We start from the raw sequence: 14,161 nt of genomic DNA on the forward strand, positions 1-14,161 counted from the left end.
ATCCTTCATCCCAATGCTAGAGAAATTAAAAGAAGCTTATCATTTTATTTTTGAAGATGAATTGCTTAACGAGATCGATAGATCTGGACAGCTAAAAGAATTTAAGGCTGGAGAAATGATTATCGATTTTGGCGATTATCTTAAATCGATGCCTTTACTTTTAGATGGTGCGATTAAAGTGTTAAGAGAAGATAGCGATGGGGATGAATTGTTACTTTATTTTTTGGAACGTGGTGATACCTGCGCGATGACCTTAAGTTGCTGCCTGGGTACAACAAAAAGTGAAATTAGAGCAGTTGCTGAAAAGGATACCACGCTAATTATGATTCCTATTGAAAAAATGGAAGAGTGGACGGCACAATATAAAACCTGGAGAAATTTTGTTTTTGAAAGTTACCACACGCGTTTAACTGAAATGCTGGATACTATAGACACCATTGCATTTTTAAATATGGACGAGCGTATTATGAAGTATCTTCAGGATAAAGCCAAGATCAATCAGGATGAGGTAGTGAGCAGCACACATCAGCAAATCGCTTATGATTTACATACTTCTAGAGTAGTGGTTTCCAGAATTCTTAAAAAATTAGAGATCGAAGGAAAAATAAAACTTAACCGTAACCAAATCGAAGTTTTAGATCTTTGATTTTCCAATTAAATATCTTTGTAACACAAGTTACTGTAGTCCTTCTTTAAGCCCAATATATTTGCCCTAGAAATTATTAGAATGGAGATAACTCAGATTTTAGGATTTATTAGCGCATTAATTATTGGTTTGGTTTTAGGTTTAACTGGCGGTGGTGGATCTATTTTAACCGTTCCTGTATTTGTTTATATTTTGCATATAAACCCTGTTACCGCTACGGCCTATTCACTTTTCGTAGTTGGATCCAGCTCGGCTGTAGGAGCGATCGATAATTTTAATAAAGGCCGAATCGATTTTAAAAGTTCTTTAATTTTTGCCATTCCGGCAGTGATTGCCATTTTTTCTACCCGTAAATATTTACTTCCGTCTATCCCGCATCATATTGCAAATCTGGGAAATTTCGAGCTTACCAAAGATTTAATGATCATGAGCTTTTTTGCGATTTTAATGTTGGTAGCTTCAGCTTCAATGATTTTAAGAAAGAAAAAAGAATGTATAGATTGTGAAAATGAACCTACAGATACCAAGACTGGATTAATGATTATTCTAGGAGCTTTAACCGGATTGGTAACTGGTTTGGTGGGTGCTGGTGGCGGATTTATTATTGTGCCCATATTAGTTTTTCTGGCAGGTTTAAATATGAAAGAAGCGGTAGGAACTTCACTTTTCATTATAGCTATCAATTCAATTATTGGGTTTTTGGGTGATCTGGGTCATATGGAAATCGATTGGGTTTTTCTTATTCTGTTTACCATTATCTCTGTAGTTGGAATTTTCTTCGGAATTTATCTTAGCCGATTTATCAATTCACATAAGCTTAAAAAGGCTTTTGGCTGGATGGTTTTGGTAATGGGAATCTATATTTTATGGATGGAATTATCTGGAAGCGGAATTTGATATCTTCATCCTAAGATTGGTTATTTTGGCGAAGGATTCTTAAAATTTTCAGATTAGAAGATATAATATCATAATTAACAAAAGTTCGGTTTAAAATTCTGGATTTTACTGGGTTTAAAACACCGAGATTCCTTAAATTTAAAGGTAATTATAAAGTTTTTCCTCAAAAAGATAATGCGCTTAAAAACAGCGTATTTCAAAACCAAATAAATGGAAAATTTAGATTACGCCCGCCTTCAAATGGCCTTTACACTAGGCTTTCATATTATTTTTGCATGTATTGGTATGGTAATGCCATTTTTTATGGTCGTTTCCCATCACAAATGGTTAAAAACCAGAAATCCTGTTTATTTAAAACTTACAAAAGCCTGGCTTAAAGGAGTTGCAATTTTCTTTGTTACAGGAGCAGTTTCAGGAACTGCACTTTCGTTTGAATTAGGTATGCTATGGCCAGAGTTTATGAAACATGCCGGCCCAATTATAGGTATGCCATTTTCGTTAGAAGGAGCAGCCTTTTTTGTAGAGGCAATTGCCTTAGGATTTTATCTTTATGGTTGGAATAAACTTCCAGAGAAATTTCACTGGTTTACCGGGGTGATTATTGGTATTTCCGGAGTGCTTTCTGGGATTTTAGTGGTCGCAGCTAATGGTTGGATGAACGCTCCAAGCGGTTTCGAATATATAAATGGAGAATTTACCAATGTAGATCCTGTACAGGCATTTTTAAATCCCGCCTGGTTTTCACAAGCATTACACATGACGCTCGCTGCCTTTGTGGCTACAAGTTTTGGAGTAGCCGGGATTCATGCTTTTCAGATCTTAAGAGGAAAATCTGTAGAAGTGCATAAAAGTGCTTTTAAGATTGCAATTTCTTTTGGTGCTATTGCCGCACTTTTACAACCCATAAGTGGAGATATATCGGCTAAGGATGTTGCTGAACGTCAACCGGCTAAATTAGCTGCCATGGAAGCGCATTTTGAAACCGAAGAAGGTGCGCCGCTATTTCTAGGCGGAATAGTAGATGAAGAAAATAAAGAAGTTAATTATAAAATAGAAATTCCAAATGCACTTTCTTTTCTTGCTTTTGGCGATTTTGATGCTGAAGTAAAAGGCTTAAATGAATTCCCAGATGATGAAATTCCTCCCGTAGCCATCGTTCATTATGCCTTTCAGGTAATGGTGGGAATAGGAACTTTACTTGCTTTGGCCGGATTACTGTTTTTCATAAGCCTTAAAAAGAAATCCTGGATGGATAATAAAAAATACTGGTGGTTTTTTATGCTTTTAGCGCCACTCGGATTTTTAGCGCTGGAAGCAGGCTGGGTGGTTACCGAAGTTGGTCGACAGCCCTGGATCATTTATCAGATTATGCGTACCAGTGATGCCGTAACGCCAATGCCGGGAATGAAGTTTAGTTTCTTTATGTATGTTGCGGTTTATATTTTATTGGCGATTACTGTTACCTGGCTAATGCAACGACAAATAAAAGCCCTAAATACCCAAAAAGATTAAGTATGTTATACGTAGTTTTATTTTTCTTACTGTTTTCGCTATTACTGTATGTTCTGTTGGGTGGAGCCGATTTTGGTGCCGGGATCGTTGAATTGTTTTCTTCCAGAGAAAATAAAAAAGTCAATAGAGATACTATTTATAGGGTAATGGGACCAATTTGGGAAGCCAATCATATTTGGTTAATTATCCTTATCGTTATTTTATGGATCGCATTTCCAGTCTATTTCAATATCATAATTATTTATTTACACGTGCCGCTCACTTTGGTGCTGTTGGGAATTACCATGCGTGGCGTCTCTTTTGTGTTTAGACATTATGATGCTTTTCAGGATAAATCGCAATTAATTTATAATGGTTTATTTCGATTTTCCAGTTTTGTAACGCCAATTTTTCTGGGAATGTGTTTTGCTGCACTTGTTGGTGGAGAATTAATAGTTACTGAAGATTATACTAATTACGGCTTTTACGATCTTTTTATGCAGCCATGGTTTAATGGTTTCAGTATTTTGATGGGATTATTCTATGCTTCACTTTGTGCATTTTTAGCCTCAACTTTATTGATAGGGGAAAGTGAAGGCGATATTAGAAATATGTATATCAGAAAATCGAAGATTTCAACAGGAATTTTAGTGCTTCTTGGATTTGTATTAATTGCTTACGGATTTTTTAATGAGATCGCTTTTATCAGAGATTTTGTAACCAATCCAATTTCAATTGTATGTATCATTCTTTCAGGAATTCTACTATTCCCACTATGGAAGTTTATACGCGCAGGCCGCCGAATATTAAGCAGATATTTTGCTGGTCTCCAAGTGGTTTTAGTGCTTTTTGCAGCGCTGGTAGCGCATTTTCCGTATGTTATTATTACTTCAGAAGAAGAAATTAGCCTTTTAGAAAATATATCTCCAGATAGCGTGATTATGGTTTTAGGAATATCTTTATTGATTGGAGGCGGAGTAATATTACCGGGATTATTCCATTTAATGAAGTCTTTTAAAATGATAAAAATCTTCGACAGGGACGAACAGCAATTTCAGAAATAATTTTTAAGTGTAAATTTCGCACTTATCTTTTATTTTTTGTCAAAATGTTAGATATTAGACAATAAATTTATAATCTCTCAAATGACGACAAAATTGCACCGCTTAAATCATCTTTTCCTTCTAGCTTTATCGATTTCTATTTTTAGCTGTAATACTGCTGAAAAAAAAGATCAGGAAACCGCTAATTCTGAAGGGACTTCTAAAGAAATCACTTACCACAATCCAATCGTAGCGCAGCGAGCAGATCCTTGGGTTCATAAAGCTGAAGATGGCACATATTATTTTATTGCGACAGCTCCAGAATATGATCGTATAGAAATGCGCCAGGCAAAAACTATTAATGGTCTTGGTACGGCCGAGCCAAAAGTGATTTGGAACAAGCACGAAAACGGAGTGATGAGTCACCATATCTGGGCGCCAGAATTACATAAGATCGACGGAAAATGGTATGTTTATTTTGCAGCAGGACAAGCTGAAGATGTTTGGAAAATAAGAATGTTCGTGCTTTCTAACGATTCTGAAGATCCAATGACGGGTGAATGGAAAGAGGAAGGACAAATGGAAACCAGTAGAGATTCTTTTTCTTTAGATGCTACAACTTTTGAGCATAATGGAGAACTTTATTATGCATGGGCACAATCGGTTAGAGAAGAGGGCGGAACTTCGATTTTGCTTTCTCAAATGGAATCTCCCACAAAACTTAAAGGAGAAGAAATTGAAATTACCAATCCAGAATATGATTGGGAGCGCATTGGTTATTTTGTAAATGAAGGCCCGGCGGTGATTAAAAGAAATGGTAAGATATTTATGACTTATTCAGCTAGTGCAACAGATGCTAATTATGCAATCGGGTTATTATGGGCAGAAGAAGATGCCGATCTTATGAATCCGGAATCCTGGCATAAATCTGAAAAGCCAGTATTTTCTACAAATGCCGAGCTTAGAAGATTTGGACCGGGGCATAGTTCCTTTACGGTAGCAGAGGATGGAGAAACCGATGTTTTAATTTATCACGCTCGAGTTTACGAAAAGATAAGAGGAAATTCTCTTTACGATTTTAACCGTCATACCAGAGCGAAAACCTTTAGCTGGGATGATAAAGGTTTCCCAGATTTTGGACAGGATGTTGAAGATTAGATTTTATCTAAGTTTATATAAATTGAAAAGCGCCGATTGGCGCTTTTTTTATTCTTCATCCTGAAAAATATCTTCAATTTTTAGATTAAATAATCGGGCGATTTTAAATGCCAGCGGTAAACTGGGATCAAATTTGCCTTTTTCAATGGCATTTATGGTTTGCCTGGAAACTTCAACGCGATTGGCTAATTCTGCCTGTGTGATGTTTTGCTCGGCTCGTAATACTTTTATCCTATTTTTCATTTGTAACGAGCATTTCCAATTAGCATAGCGATTAGATACGTGATTCCCATTACGAAAACCAAATGCGAGATTTCAGCATTAAAAGAGATCAGGTTAGTGATATCCAGCATCGAGTAACTAATCCCAACGATCAATGTAATTCCTAAAGTTATAGCCATAGCATCCATACTTATTTTACGTTGTAGGGGATCCTGGCTGTTCAAATGTTTTCGATTAATCCATATCATGCCAACCCCTACAAGAGTGTTTATAATGATCATCACAATGGTGATGATTTTGTTTTCGTTCCAGATAAATTTTGGGCCAAAAGCAACAAATGCTAAGGTGAAAACCCATAAAAATGTCCATACGGCCAATGCTTTCGTGTTCTTCTTTAATTCACTGTGCCAGTTATTTTGTTTTGCTTCCATAAGTAAAATGTATTTAACTAAAAGTAAAGTTTGTTTTACAAATATAGATTAGTTTTTTAAAATGTCAAGTTTTATTTACATTTTTATTTTTTCTGAAATAATTAATAAGTCAATTCAGCGTTAATAAATACCTTTACACAACAACTTCAGATTCATTATTATACCCCATAAATTATGATCAAACAATTTGGAAAAGCCCCATCTGGTAAACGATTAGAAAGAATACAGGAATGTGAAAATTTTAAAGATGGAAGCTTTCAGAATATAGAAGAAACCTCGGTAAACCCCAATAATGTATCGATGTTTAAAATGATGAAGGATATGCGAAATCGTCCAAAATCTGTAAATCCATCAAAAAAAATACCTTCTGTAAAGACCAATCTTAATGCAATAAATGTAGAAGAACCTGCTTTTGTATGGTTTGGGCATTCTTCTTATTTGCTGAAAATAAAGAGCTATACCATCTTGGTAGATCCTGTGTTTAGCGGAAATGCTTCGCCGGTTTCTTTCTTCGGAAAAGCTTACGATGGCGCCAATGAATATGGAGTAGAGGATATGCCTGAAATAGATATTTTACTGCTTACGCACGATCATTACGATCATTTGGATTATCCAACGATAGAAAAATTAAAACCGAAAGTAAAACGAGTAGTTTGTTCATTAGGTGTTGGCGCCCATTTAGAATATTGGGGCTACCAAAGTATGATCATATCTGAATTGAATTGGTGGGAATCTGTTAAGATTATCGATAATTTAAAAATTACTGCAACACCTTCAAGACATTTTTCCGGACGCTTGTTTAAGCGTGGTAATACGCTGTGGTCGTCTTTTGTTTTTGAAGCTTTTGGCTACAAATTATATTTAGGTGGCGATTCGGGTTATAGTCCGCAGTTTAAAGAAATAGGAGATAAATTTGGCCAATTTGACCTTGCAATTTTAGAATGCGGTCAATATGGCGAAAACTGGCCGCAAATTCATAATTTCCCAGAAGAGATTGTGAAGGCTGCAAACGATCTACAAGCCAAAAAAGTGATTCCTGTTCACTGGGCAAAATTTACGCTTGCCATGCATCCTTGGAATGAACCTATAAAACGTTTTACAAAGGCCGCTGATGCAACTAAATTAAGCTATGTGAGCCCTAAAATTGGAGAGCTATATCAACTAAATCAGGAATTTAAGCAGGAAGTTTGGTGGGATTTTGAATAATTTCGATTAAATTCATAGGGTAGTTCATACTTCTTACCTATGAAAAAATTGATATTATTTTGTTTCCTGATGTTTCAGGCAAGCCTGGCATTGTTTTCTCAGAACTCACCAGAAATTAAGGTGGGCAATAAAAAACTGGATCTTGCCAAGTTAAATGTAGACGTGAAAATTGCCGGAAATCTGGCCACCACAACATTCGAATTATTTTTTTACAATTCAAATGATGAAAGGCTGGAAGGCGAATTAAGTTTTCCGTTGGGCGAAGGCCGGGAAGTAAGCCGATTTGCTTTAGATATCAATGGAAAGCTAAGAGAAGCGGTAATTGTTGAAAAAGAGAAAGCTCGCGTTGCTTTTGAAAGTACGGTGAGACGACGTATAGATCCTGCGTTGCTCGAGAAAACGCAGGGAAATAATTACAAAGCACGAATTTTTCCTATTGAAGCAAAATCTTATAAACGTGTAGTTTTGGCTTATGACGAAGAATTGATTCTGAATAAAGGTGAGTTATTTTATCAATTACCGTTAGAATATGATGTAAAACTCGAGAATTTCAACTTGAAAATTAGTGTGGCCGGAATCGATGACGCTTCAGCTTTAAAATCAAACTTGAAATTCGAGAATTCCGATGGAAATTTAATTTCAGAAATTAAGAAAGAGAACTTTAAGTTAGATCAGGATTTTATTTTCAGAATTGATAAAAATGATGCAAAACCAACATTTGTAGCTCAGGACGACTTTTTTTACTGGTATAATTCGGTTGAAGCCAAAGAGCGCATTAGGCCAAAACCTTCAAAAATTAGCATCTTTTGGGATGTTTCGTATTCAGAAAAAGACAGGCAAATTCAAAAGGAAATCGATCTTCTAGAGTGCTATTTTGAGGATTTAAAAAATGTTGAAGTCGAATTGATCACCTTCGACTATAAAGAGCGAAAAAGATCATCTTTTAAAGTCGAAAATGGAGATTCTAAGGCACTTTTTGAATTTCTAAAATCGCAGGTTTATGATGGTGGTACGGCTTACAATCAATTAGATTTTAATTCTGAAGATAGTGAGGTAATTTTATTATTTAGCGATGGCTTAGACAATTTTGGAGGTTTTAAGGAGGAATTTAATAGTCCTATTTTCGCTATAAACAGCAGAACTTCAGCAGATCACAAAGAGCTTCAACAGGTTTCTTTGAAATCTGGCGGAAATTATATCAATCTTAAAAACTTAGGCTTAGAAGATGCAATTTCAAAATTAAAAAATCAGCCATTGTTATTTTTAGGAGCAACTTCAGAAGATAATTCCCTTGAAATTTATCCAAAAGAGAAAAAGATACTCAATAAGGATTTTACACTTACCGGTAAAGGTTTTGAAAATACAACAATCACTTTAAAATTTGGATTTGGGAATGAAGTTGTGAATACTATCGAGATTAATCCTGTAGATGCGATCGATGTTAAAGATTGGGGAATCGATAAGAAATGGGCGAATCAAAAAATTGACTTCCTAAATGCCCAAAGTGGGGATGTAGAAGCCAAAATTATTGAAGTAAGCGAAGATTATCAGGTACTTTCAGACTACACGTCCTTATTGGTTTTAGACCGACTTTCAGATTATATCGAGTACGAGATCACCCCACCAGACGAGATGTTAGAGGAATATCAGGATGCCATGCGACGTAAAAAATCCAGTCTGGCAAATCGCCAAAATAACCTCGAAGCAAAACGCTTATTGATTATCGATGGATATAATGATATTGAAAAATGGTACGGAAAAACGCCCAAAATTGATATTTCAAAAGATACTATTTCTCAAAGAACCAACAATCCTGTGACCAGTGTGGTAGATTCTGGTGAGGAAACTTCAGAGGGTGAACCGACTTCAAATACAAATTCAGGAGAAGATATTCCCGGCAATGAAAATTCAAATCATTTGGTAAAAGGAAATGTGAAGGCGGCAGGAGACTATCTTGCTTTGCCTGGCGTAGCTATTATTATCAAAGGAAGTTCAAACGGAGCTCAAACCGATTTTGATGGGAATTATCAGATTTACGTAAACGAAGGTGAAAAATTGATCTTCAGCTATATTGGCTTTAAAACCAAGGAAATTTTGGTTACTGGTGATAAAATTGATGTAGCATTAGAAGAAGATACTGCAGCTCTAGACGAAGTCGTGGTTACGGGTTATGAAAGCGAATCTTCTAATGCGAGGACGAGTGCAGTAACTGCTTTACAAGGTAGTGTAGCCGGAATTCAGGTAGTAAACGATGAAGAAGAAATTGTAAGAATAAGAGGTGCAGCCAGTTTATCTAATAAAAACCCAATTTATATTGTAAATGGAAATTTAGTTAGTGAAATGCCCAATTTGGATGCTGATGATATAGCTGAACTTTACAATATAAATTCAGAAAATGCCACTAAACTTTATGGTGCTCAAGCAGCTGGCGGTGTAGTTGTTATTAAAACTAGAGAGCTTTCAGAAAATGAAAAAGATAAAATTGCCGAATTAGAATTACAAATTGAAGACGAACTGGAATTAAAAGGATGGAATCCAAATTCAGCATATATCAGGCAACTTAAAAGAACAAACTCTGCCGAAGAAGCCTATCAATTATATCTCGAATTGAGAGAAGAATATAATAATATGCCTTCTTTCTATATGGATGTGGCCGATTATTTTCTGAAACAGAATGAAGCTGATAAAGCCTTCCGAATTATTTCTAATATTGCTGAAATTGAGCTTGATAATTATGAGCTGAGTCGGGCGTTGGCTTACAAATTAGAAGCCGAAGGAAAGTCTGAAATGGCCGAGTATATTTACGCGAAAGTTTTAGAATTACGTCCTGAAGATATCCAATCTTATCGTGATCTGGCTTTAATTAAGATCGAAAATGGGCATTTTCAGGAAGCTTTAGAATTGCTTTACAAAATTGTAAATGGAGATTTAGTCGAAAAAGATGAATCACGCAGATTTTCTGGAATCGAGGATATTTCTTTTGTAGAAATGAATAACCTAATTACGCTCAATAAAAATGAGCTGGATTTATCGAATATTGATAAAAGATTCATCAGCCCAATGAATATGGATCTCCGTGTGGTGGTCGACTGGAATCACAACGACACCGATATCGATCTTTGGGTGATTGATCCTAAAGGCGAAAAATGCTGGTATCAAAATAAAAGAACCAAAATAGGCGGAATACTGTCTGATGATATGACTGAAGGTTTTGGGCCTGAATCTTTTAAATTAAAAGAAACAATAAGCGGTAATTACGAGATGTTTATTGATTATTATAGCGATAATGTTCAGAAAATATCAGGACCAACATTTTTAAAGGTCACAGTTTTCAAAAATTACGGAACTAAAGATCAGCAAAAAACATTAAAAGTTTATAGATTAGAAAATAATGACGACGAGCTAAAAGTTGCTGAAATTAAATTCTAAGATTTGCTAAAAACAAGACATTTTATTGGATTATTGGTTTTAGGCATAGGATTTTTGATAAAAATGCTATTCACACACCTGGTAGATTATTATGCGTTGGTGAAAGGCATTAGCCTCTTCTTTATTTTTGTTGGTCTGGCCATTTTGCTGGTGGGAGTTATAATTAGATCTGAAGAAGTAGATAAAGGTTCCTTTAAAAAAGATCCCATTACTTATATTTTGGTGAGTTTGATGCAAATAATCCTAGTGATTGGAATTACAGGTTTTGCCATTGTTTTAGAGCATTTTGCTGAAGGAGCAAATCATCAACTAGCCAAAGTGATTATTCAAAATTCGTATAATGAAACCATTGCCGTAGTTAGTGAAGAACGGCGTGTCACTAAAGTTTTTACCACTAATGGCTACGAAGATTTTGCGATCTTTAATTACCAGAATAATTTTGGAACTTTAGAACAACAAGGCAAAAAAGTTGACGGTTTTTCGCGTGAAAAATTACTCCGAAAATCGATTAATTACGACGGAAAAAGAATGATCCCAAGACTCGACGGGCAGCAATTTAAAATTCGATATTCTACCCGCTTTCCTTCGATGTTTATTATAGAATAATTTAGTGTCCCATTTCGAATAACAGGTTGGTATATGGATCTAAACTTATCGAAACTGGTTCTTCTTGAAGTTCTACTTCAAAAGTTTCTTTCTTTTTAGTAATATCAAATTCGATAATTTTAGACGTATGATCATAAAATCTTAGTTCAAATTCTAATGGAAATTCAAAATGATTTTTTTGAAGTTGTTGAATTGTAACTTTCCATTTTCCATCTTCAAACTTATGATCGTATTTAATTTTTGGCTGTCCATATTGTGTTGTCCACTGTTTAAAAAACTGGTCTAAATCTTCTCCTGAAGCTGCTTCGAATTCGACTTCTAGATCTGCTGAAGTTGCATTGCTAAATTTATATTTTTGATAATATTGCTGAATTGCCTTCCAGAAATTTTCGTCACCTACTTTTCTACGAAGCATGTGCAATACCCAGGCACCTTTTTGATAAGAGTTTGGATTTAAAAGTTCCATTAAATCGGTGCGAGAACTATCGATTATCGCTGTTTTTGTAGTTTTACTAAAATCAATAACCTGTTGGCGTTCTTCCCATAATTTCTCATTTAATTTCGATTTTCCGTATTGATCCTCAGCATACAAATCGGTGAAATACGTGGCAAAACCTTCACTTAGCCAAAGATGCGACCAATCAGATTCAGAAGCTGAATCTCCAAACCACTGGTGTGCAATTTCATGCGCCATTAAAAATTCAGAAGTACGTTTCCCATCAACCGAGTTTTCAAAATAGAAGATATTTCCTGCATTTTCCATTCCGCCATAACGCGTGGTAGATTGTACGTTTGCTAATTTTGTAAAAGGAAAAGGCCCTATTTTTTCAGTAAAATAATTTAGGATTCTTTCTGCCTGCGCATAATCGAAAAAGCCAGCTTCTTTATTTTCTGGATACACCCAGGATGAAAGCGGAATTTCTGCAATTTCTCCTAAATGTTGTACGGCAAATTCAGCCACACCAATCACCATTACTTTTGTAGGTAATTCTAGCGGAGAAGCGTAGACATAGAGTGAATTATCATCATCGAGATTGGTCACTTCCTGAAGTGTGCCTGTGGCCACCACCTGGTATTTTGAAGGTGCGGTTACATGAAAAGAAACTTTAGCTTTATCTGAAGGATGATCGATTAGTGGTAACCAAAGATGTGCTCTATTTGGCCAGTTATCACCAAAAAAAGTGCGGTCTCCGTATTTATTTTCGCTAATTATAAGTCCGTCTTCCGGAATTCCATGATAATAGATCGTAACTTCACCTTCAGCAGTAGTGCTTATGTTTAATTTTTCTCCGGAATGTTTAAAATCTAAGCGTTTTCCATTTTGAAGAATTTTGTCCACCTGCATTCCTTTGCCATTTTCTTCCGCAGCAAAATCTAGTTCAAGGACATCAGCTCCTTCAGTATACTTAAAATCGATAAGCGTTTTCCCTTCAATAATGTCGTTATTATCATTCAGTTTTAAATGAAATTCATATTCCTGGATATCTACTTTTGGATTTTGTGCTAATAATAGAGCAGGAGCGAGAATATTCAGAATAGAGAGAAGAAAAAAAATGCGTTTCATTTTATCGATTTTGAGCTTTAAAATTACTGTTTTCAATTCAGCTAGAAAATAAAAAAGCCGCTTCTATGTAAAAAGCGACTTTTTTAGTTATCAATTATTTGTCATTCCGGACTTGATCCGGAATCTCATAAAGATTGTAAAATAAAAATTATAGAGTGAGATCCTGAATCAAGCCTGCCAGCCGGCGAGGCAGGTTCAGGGTGACTATAATTCCATCTTGACTTTTAGCTCACATTTTATTCATTTAAAAAATTAGAACTGCGGAGTTTCGCAACGTTCATCGATCAATCCTTCGTTCTTTAGTTCGACCCAAAAGTCTTTTGGAATTTTCACATCAAAAGCTTTTACATTTTCTACGTTTTGGTAAGGTTTGCTGGCACCAGCTAAAACAGTATCGACCACTTTTGGCGTATAGGAGAACTGGATTGCAGCTTTCGCAAGATCAACATCGTATTTATCGGCAATTTTGATCATCTTTTTGTAGCGAGAATCTACATCTTCGGGCATTTCACCTGCATAATTATATCGCTTCTGACCGCTTAGCAAACCGGCATTAAATGGAGCGGCAACAATTAATCCAACACCACTTTCTTCAACCTTTGGGAAAAGACGATCTAAAGAATCTTTGTGATCGATCATCGAATATTGAATCGCAGAAACAAAAAGGTCTGGATCTGCATAATCGATTGTTCTTATAATTGGTTCTACGGTATTTACACCAAGTCCCCAACCTTTAATTAAACCTTCTTCACGCATTTTGGTAAGCTCTGGCATCGCACCTTTTTTAGCGATTTCAAAATGTTCTTCCCAATCGCCAAGATCGGCATTATTGTCTGGCGAAAGATCGTGGATAAAAGCATAATCGATACTTTCTACGCCCAATCGCTGCAAACTATCTTCTACAGATCGTCTAACACCTTCTGCCGTATAATCATATTGATAATCGAAAGGAGAAGGATCTACCCATTGCGTTTCTGGAATATTGTTAGTCGGTGTAAAAAGTCGACCTACTTTGGTTGAGAGGATATAATCTTCGCGTTTTTTATTTTTTAGGAAATGGCCCATTCTTCGCTCACTTAAACCTAAACCGTACCAGGGCGAAGTATCATATTGTCTTATACCACTTTCCCAGGCAGATTCTAGCACCTGGCCAGATTGTTTATCATCTATTTTATCAAAACCGGTACCAATAGCAACACCACCAAAAGCCAGTTTTTCTAATTTTAAATTTTTCTTTGTGCTCATATTTTCTTTTTCTGATTTTAGCCTGAAAATAATAAAGTATTTAATTACTCAGGCTTAGTTTAACGCCTTATAACATTTATATTTATACTTAAAGGTTTGCGATTGTTAAAGGATATTCAAGATTCTTTAATCCTTTAGTAAGACTTGGAATGGGAAATACTGTAACAAAAGTTACTGGCCTTGCTTTAGCTTTTGGTTACTTTTGCTGCGGAATAATTTAAAA

At 35.6% G+C, this 14,161-nt stretch carries 12 protein-coding genes; 8 read left to right on the forward strand and 4 right to left on the reverse strand.

The window, feature by feature from the left end; genetic code table 11:
* Positions 1 to 13 precede the first annotated feature (13 nt).
* The 5 genes from IIF7_RS09885 (at position 14) to IIF7_RS09905 (ending at position 5,235) form a co-directional block, all read left to right on the forward strand.
* Entirely contained in the window at positions 14 to 646 is a 633-nt protein-coding gene (locus tag IIF7_RS09885; RefSeq protein WP_084841527.1) for a Crp/Fnr family transcriptional regulator, read from the forward strand.
* A gap of 81 nt (positions 647 to 727) precedes the next feature.
* Positions 728 to 1,543, forward strand: a complete 816-nt coding sequence (locus tag IIF7_RS09890; RefSeq protein WP_084841528.1) for a sulfite exporter TauE/SafE family protein — start codon at positions 728 to 730, stop codon at positions 1,541 to 1,543.
* A 210-nt stretch (positions 1,544 to 1,753) separates the two neighbouring features.
* A complete protein-coding gene (locus IIF7_RS09895) occupies positions 1,754 to 3,055 on the forward strand; it encodes a cytochrome ubiquinol oxidase subunit I (protein ID WP_084841529.1) in 1,302 nt (433 codons plus the stop codon).
* A 2-nt stretch (positions 3,056 to 3,057) separates the two neighbouring features.
* On the forward strand, positions 3,058 to 4,098 hold the full coding sequence (locus tag IIF7_RS09900; RefSeq protein WP_084841530.1) for a cytochrome d ubiquinol oxidase subunit II: 1,041 nt from the start codon (positions 3,058 to 3,060) through the stop codon (positions 4,096 to 4,098).
* Positions 4,099 to 4,179: 81 nt separating this feature from the next.
* On the forward strand, positions 4,180 to 5,235 hold the full coding sequence (locus tag IIF7_RS09905) for a glycoside hydrolase family 43 protein (RefSeq protein ID WP_084841531.1): 1,056 nt from the start codon (positions 4,180 to 4,182) through the stop codon (positions 5,233 to 5,235).
* Between the two features lie 48 nt (positions 5,236 to 5,283).
* Here the strand turns inward: IIF7_RS09905 and IIF7_RS09910 are convergent, their stop codons facing one another.
* Entirely contained in the window at positions 5,284 to 5,478 is a 195-nt protein-coding gene (locus tag IIF7_RS09910) for a helix-turn-helix transcriptional regulator (RefSeq protein ID WP_084841532.1), read from the reverse strand.
* Entirely contained in the window at positions 5,475 to 5,888 is a 414-nt protein-coding gene (locus IIF7_RS09915) for a hypothetical protein (RefSeq protein WP_084841533.1), read from the reverse strand. The genes IIF7_RS09910 and IIF7_RS09915 overlap by 4 nt, the downstream gene beginning before the upstream one ends.
* A 174-nt stretch (positions 5,889 to 6,062) precedes the next feature.
* On the opposite strand from IIF7_RS09915, the gene IIF7_RS09920 reads away from it, so the two are divergent.
* From IIF7_RS09920 to IIF7_RS09930, 3 genes are read left to right on the forward strand one after another with little or no spacing between them, the layout of a single operon-like run.
* Positions 6,063 to 7,094 (forward strand): MBL fold metallo-hydrolase, encoded by a 1,032-nt coding sequence (locus tag IIF7_RS09920; RefSeq protein ID WP_084841534.1) that lies wholly within the window; start codon positions 6,063 to 6,065, stop codon positions 7,092 to 7,094.
* Between the two features lie 39 nt (positions 7,095 to 7,133).
* Positions 7,134 to 10,523, forward strand: coding sequence for a VIT domain-containing protein (locus tag IIF7_RS09925; protein WP_084841535.1), 3,390 nt, complete (start codon positions 7,134 to 7,136; stop codon positions 10,521 to 10,523).
* Between the two features lie 3 nt (positions 10,524 to 10,526).
* Positions 10,527 to 11,129 carry a hypothetical protein gene (locus IIF7_RS09930; protein ID WP_084841536.1) on the forward strand — a complete coding sequence of 201 codons (603 nt, stop codon included), beginning with the start codon at positions 10,527 to 10,529 and terminating at the stop codon, positions 11,127 to 11,129.
* A 1-nt stretch (position 11,130) separates the two neighbouring features.
* Here the strand turns inward: IIF7_RS09930 and IIF7_RS09935 are convergent, their stop codons facing one another.
* Complete coding sequence (locus tag IIF7_RS09935) at positions 11,131 to 12,693, reverse strand: M1 family metallopeptidase (RefSeq protein WP_084841537.1); 1,563 nt, start codon at positions 12,691 to 12,693, stop codon at positions 11,131 to 11,133.
* Between the two features lie 252 nt (positions 12,694 to 12,945).
* Positions 12,946 to 13,938, reverse strand: coding sequence for an aldo/keto reductase (locus IIF7_RS09940; RefSeq protein ID WP_084841538.1), 993 nt, complete (start codon positions 13,936 to 13,938; stop codon positions 12,946 to 12,948).
* Positions 13,939 to 14,161: the final 223 nt, after the last annotated feature.

Origin of the sequence: Zunongwangia atlantica 22II14-10F7 (assembly GCF_002094855.1) — a bacterium.
Lineage (GTDB): Bacteria > Bacteroidota > Bacteroidia > Flavobacteriales > Flavobacteriaceae > Zunongwangia > Zunongwangia atlantica.

What these genes read in the sequence shown, in the direction of transcription:
- IIF7_RS09885 (WP_084841527.1), top strand. Translation starts at nt 14, where the DNA reads ATGCTAGAGAAATTAAAAGAAGCTTATCATTTTATTTTTGAAGATGAA.
- IIF7_RS09890 (WP_084841528.1), top strand. Translation starts at nt 728, where the DNA reads ATGGAGATAACTCAGATTTTAGGATTTATTAGCGCATTAATTATTGGT.
- IIF7_RS09895 (WP_084841529.1), top strand. Translation starts at nt 1,754, where the DNA reads ATGGAAAATTTAGATTACGCCCGCCTTCAAATGGCCTTTACACTAGGC.
- IIF7_RS09900 (WP_084841530.1), top strand. Translation starts at nt 3,058, where the DNA reads ATGTTATACGTAGTTTTATTTTTCTTACTGTTTTCGCTATTACTGTAT.
- IIF7_RS09905 (WP_084841531.1), top strand. Translation starts at nt 4,180, where the DNA reads ATGACGACAAAATTGCACCGCTTAAATCATCTTTTCCTTCTAGCTTTA.
- IIF7_RS09910 (WP_084841532.1), bottom strand. Translation starts at nt 5,478, where the DNA reads ATGAAAAATAGGATAAAAGTATTACGAGCCGAGCAAAACATCACACAG.
- IIF7_RS09915 (WP_084841533.1), bottom strand. Translation starts at nt 5,888, where the DNA reads ATGGAAGCAAAACAAAATAACTGGCACAGTGAATTAAAGAAGAACACG.
- IIF7_RS09920 (WP_084841534.1), top strand. Translation starts at nt 6,063, where the DNA reads ATGATCAAACAATTTGGAAAAGCCCCATCTGGTAAACGATTAGAAAGA.
- IIF7_RS09925 (WP_084841535.1), top strand. Translation starts at nt 7,134, where the DNA reads ATGAAAAAATTGATATTATTTTGTTTCCTGATGTTTCAGGCAAGCCTG.
- IIF7_RS09935 (WP_084841537.1), bottom strand. Translation starts at nt 12,693, where the DNA reads ATGAAACGCATTTTTTTTCTTCTCTCTATTCTGAATATTCTCGCTCCT.
- IIF7_RS09940 (WP_084841538.1), bottom strand. Translation starts at nt 13,938, where the DNA reads ATGAGCACAAAGAAAAATTTAAAATTAGAAAAACTGGCTTTTGGTGGT.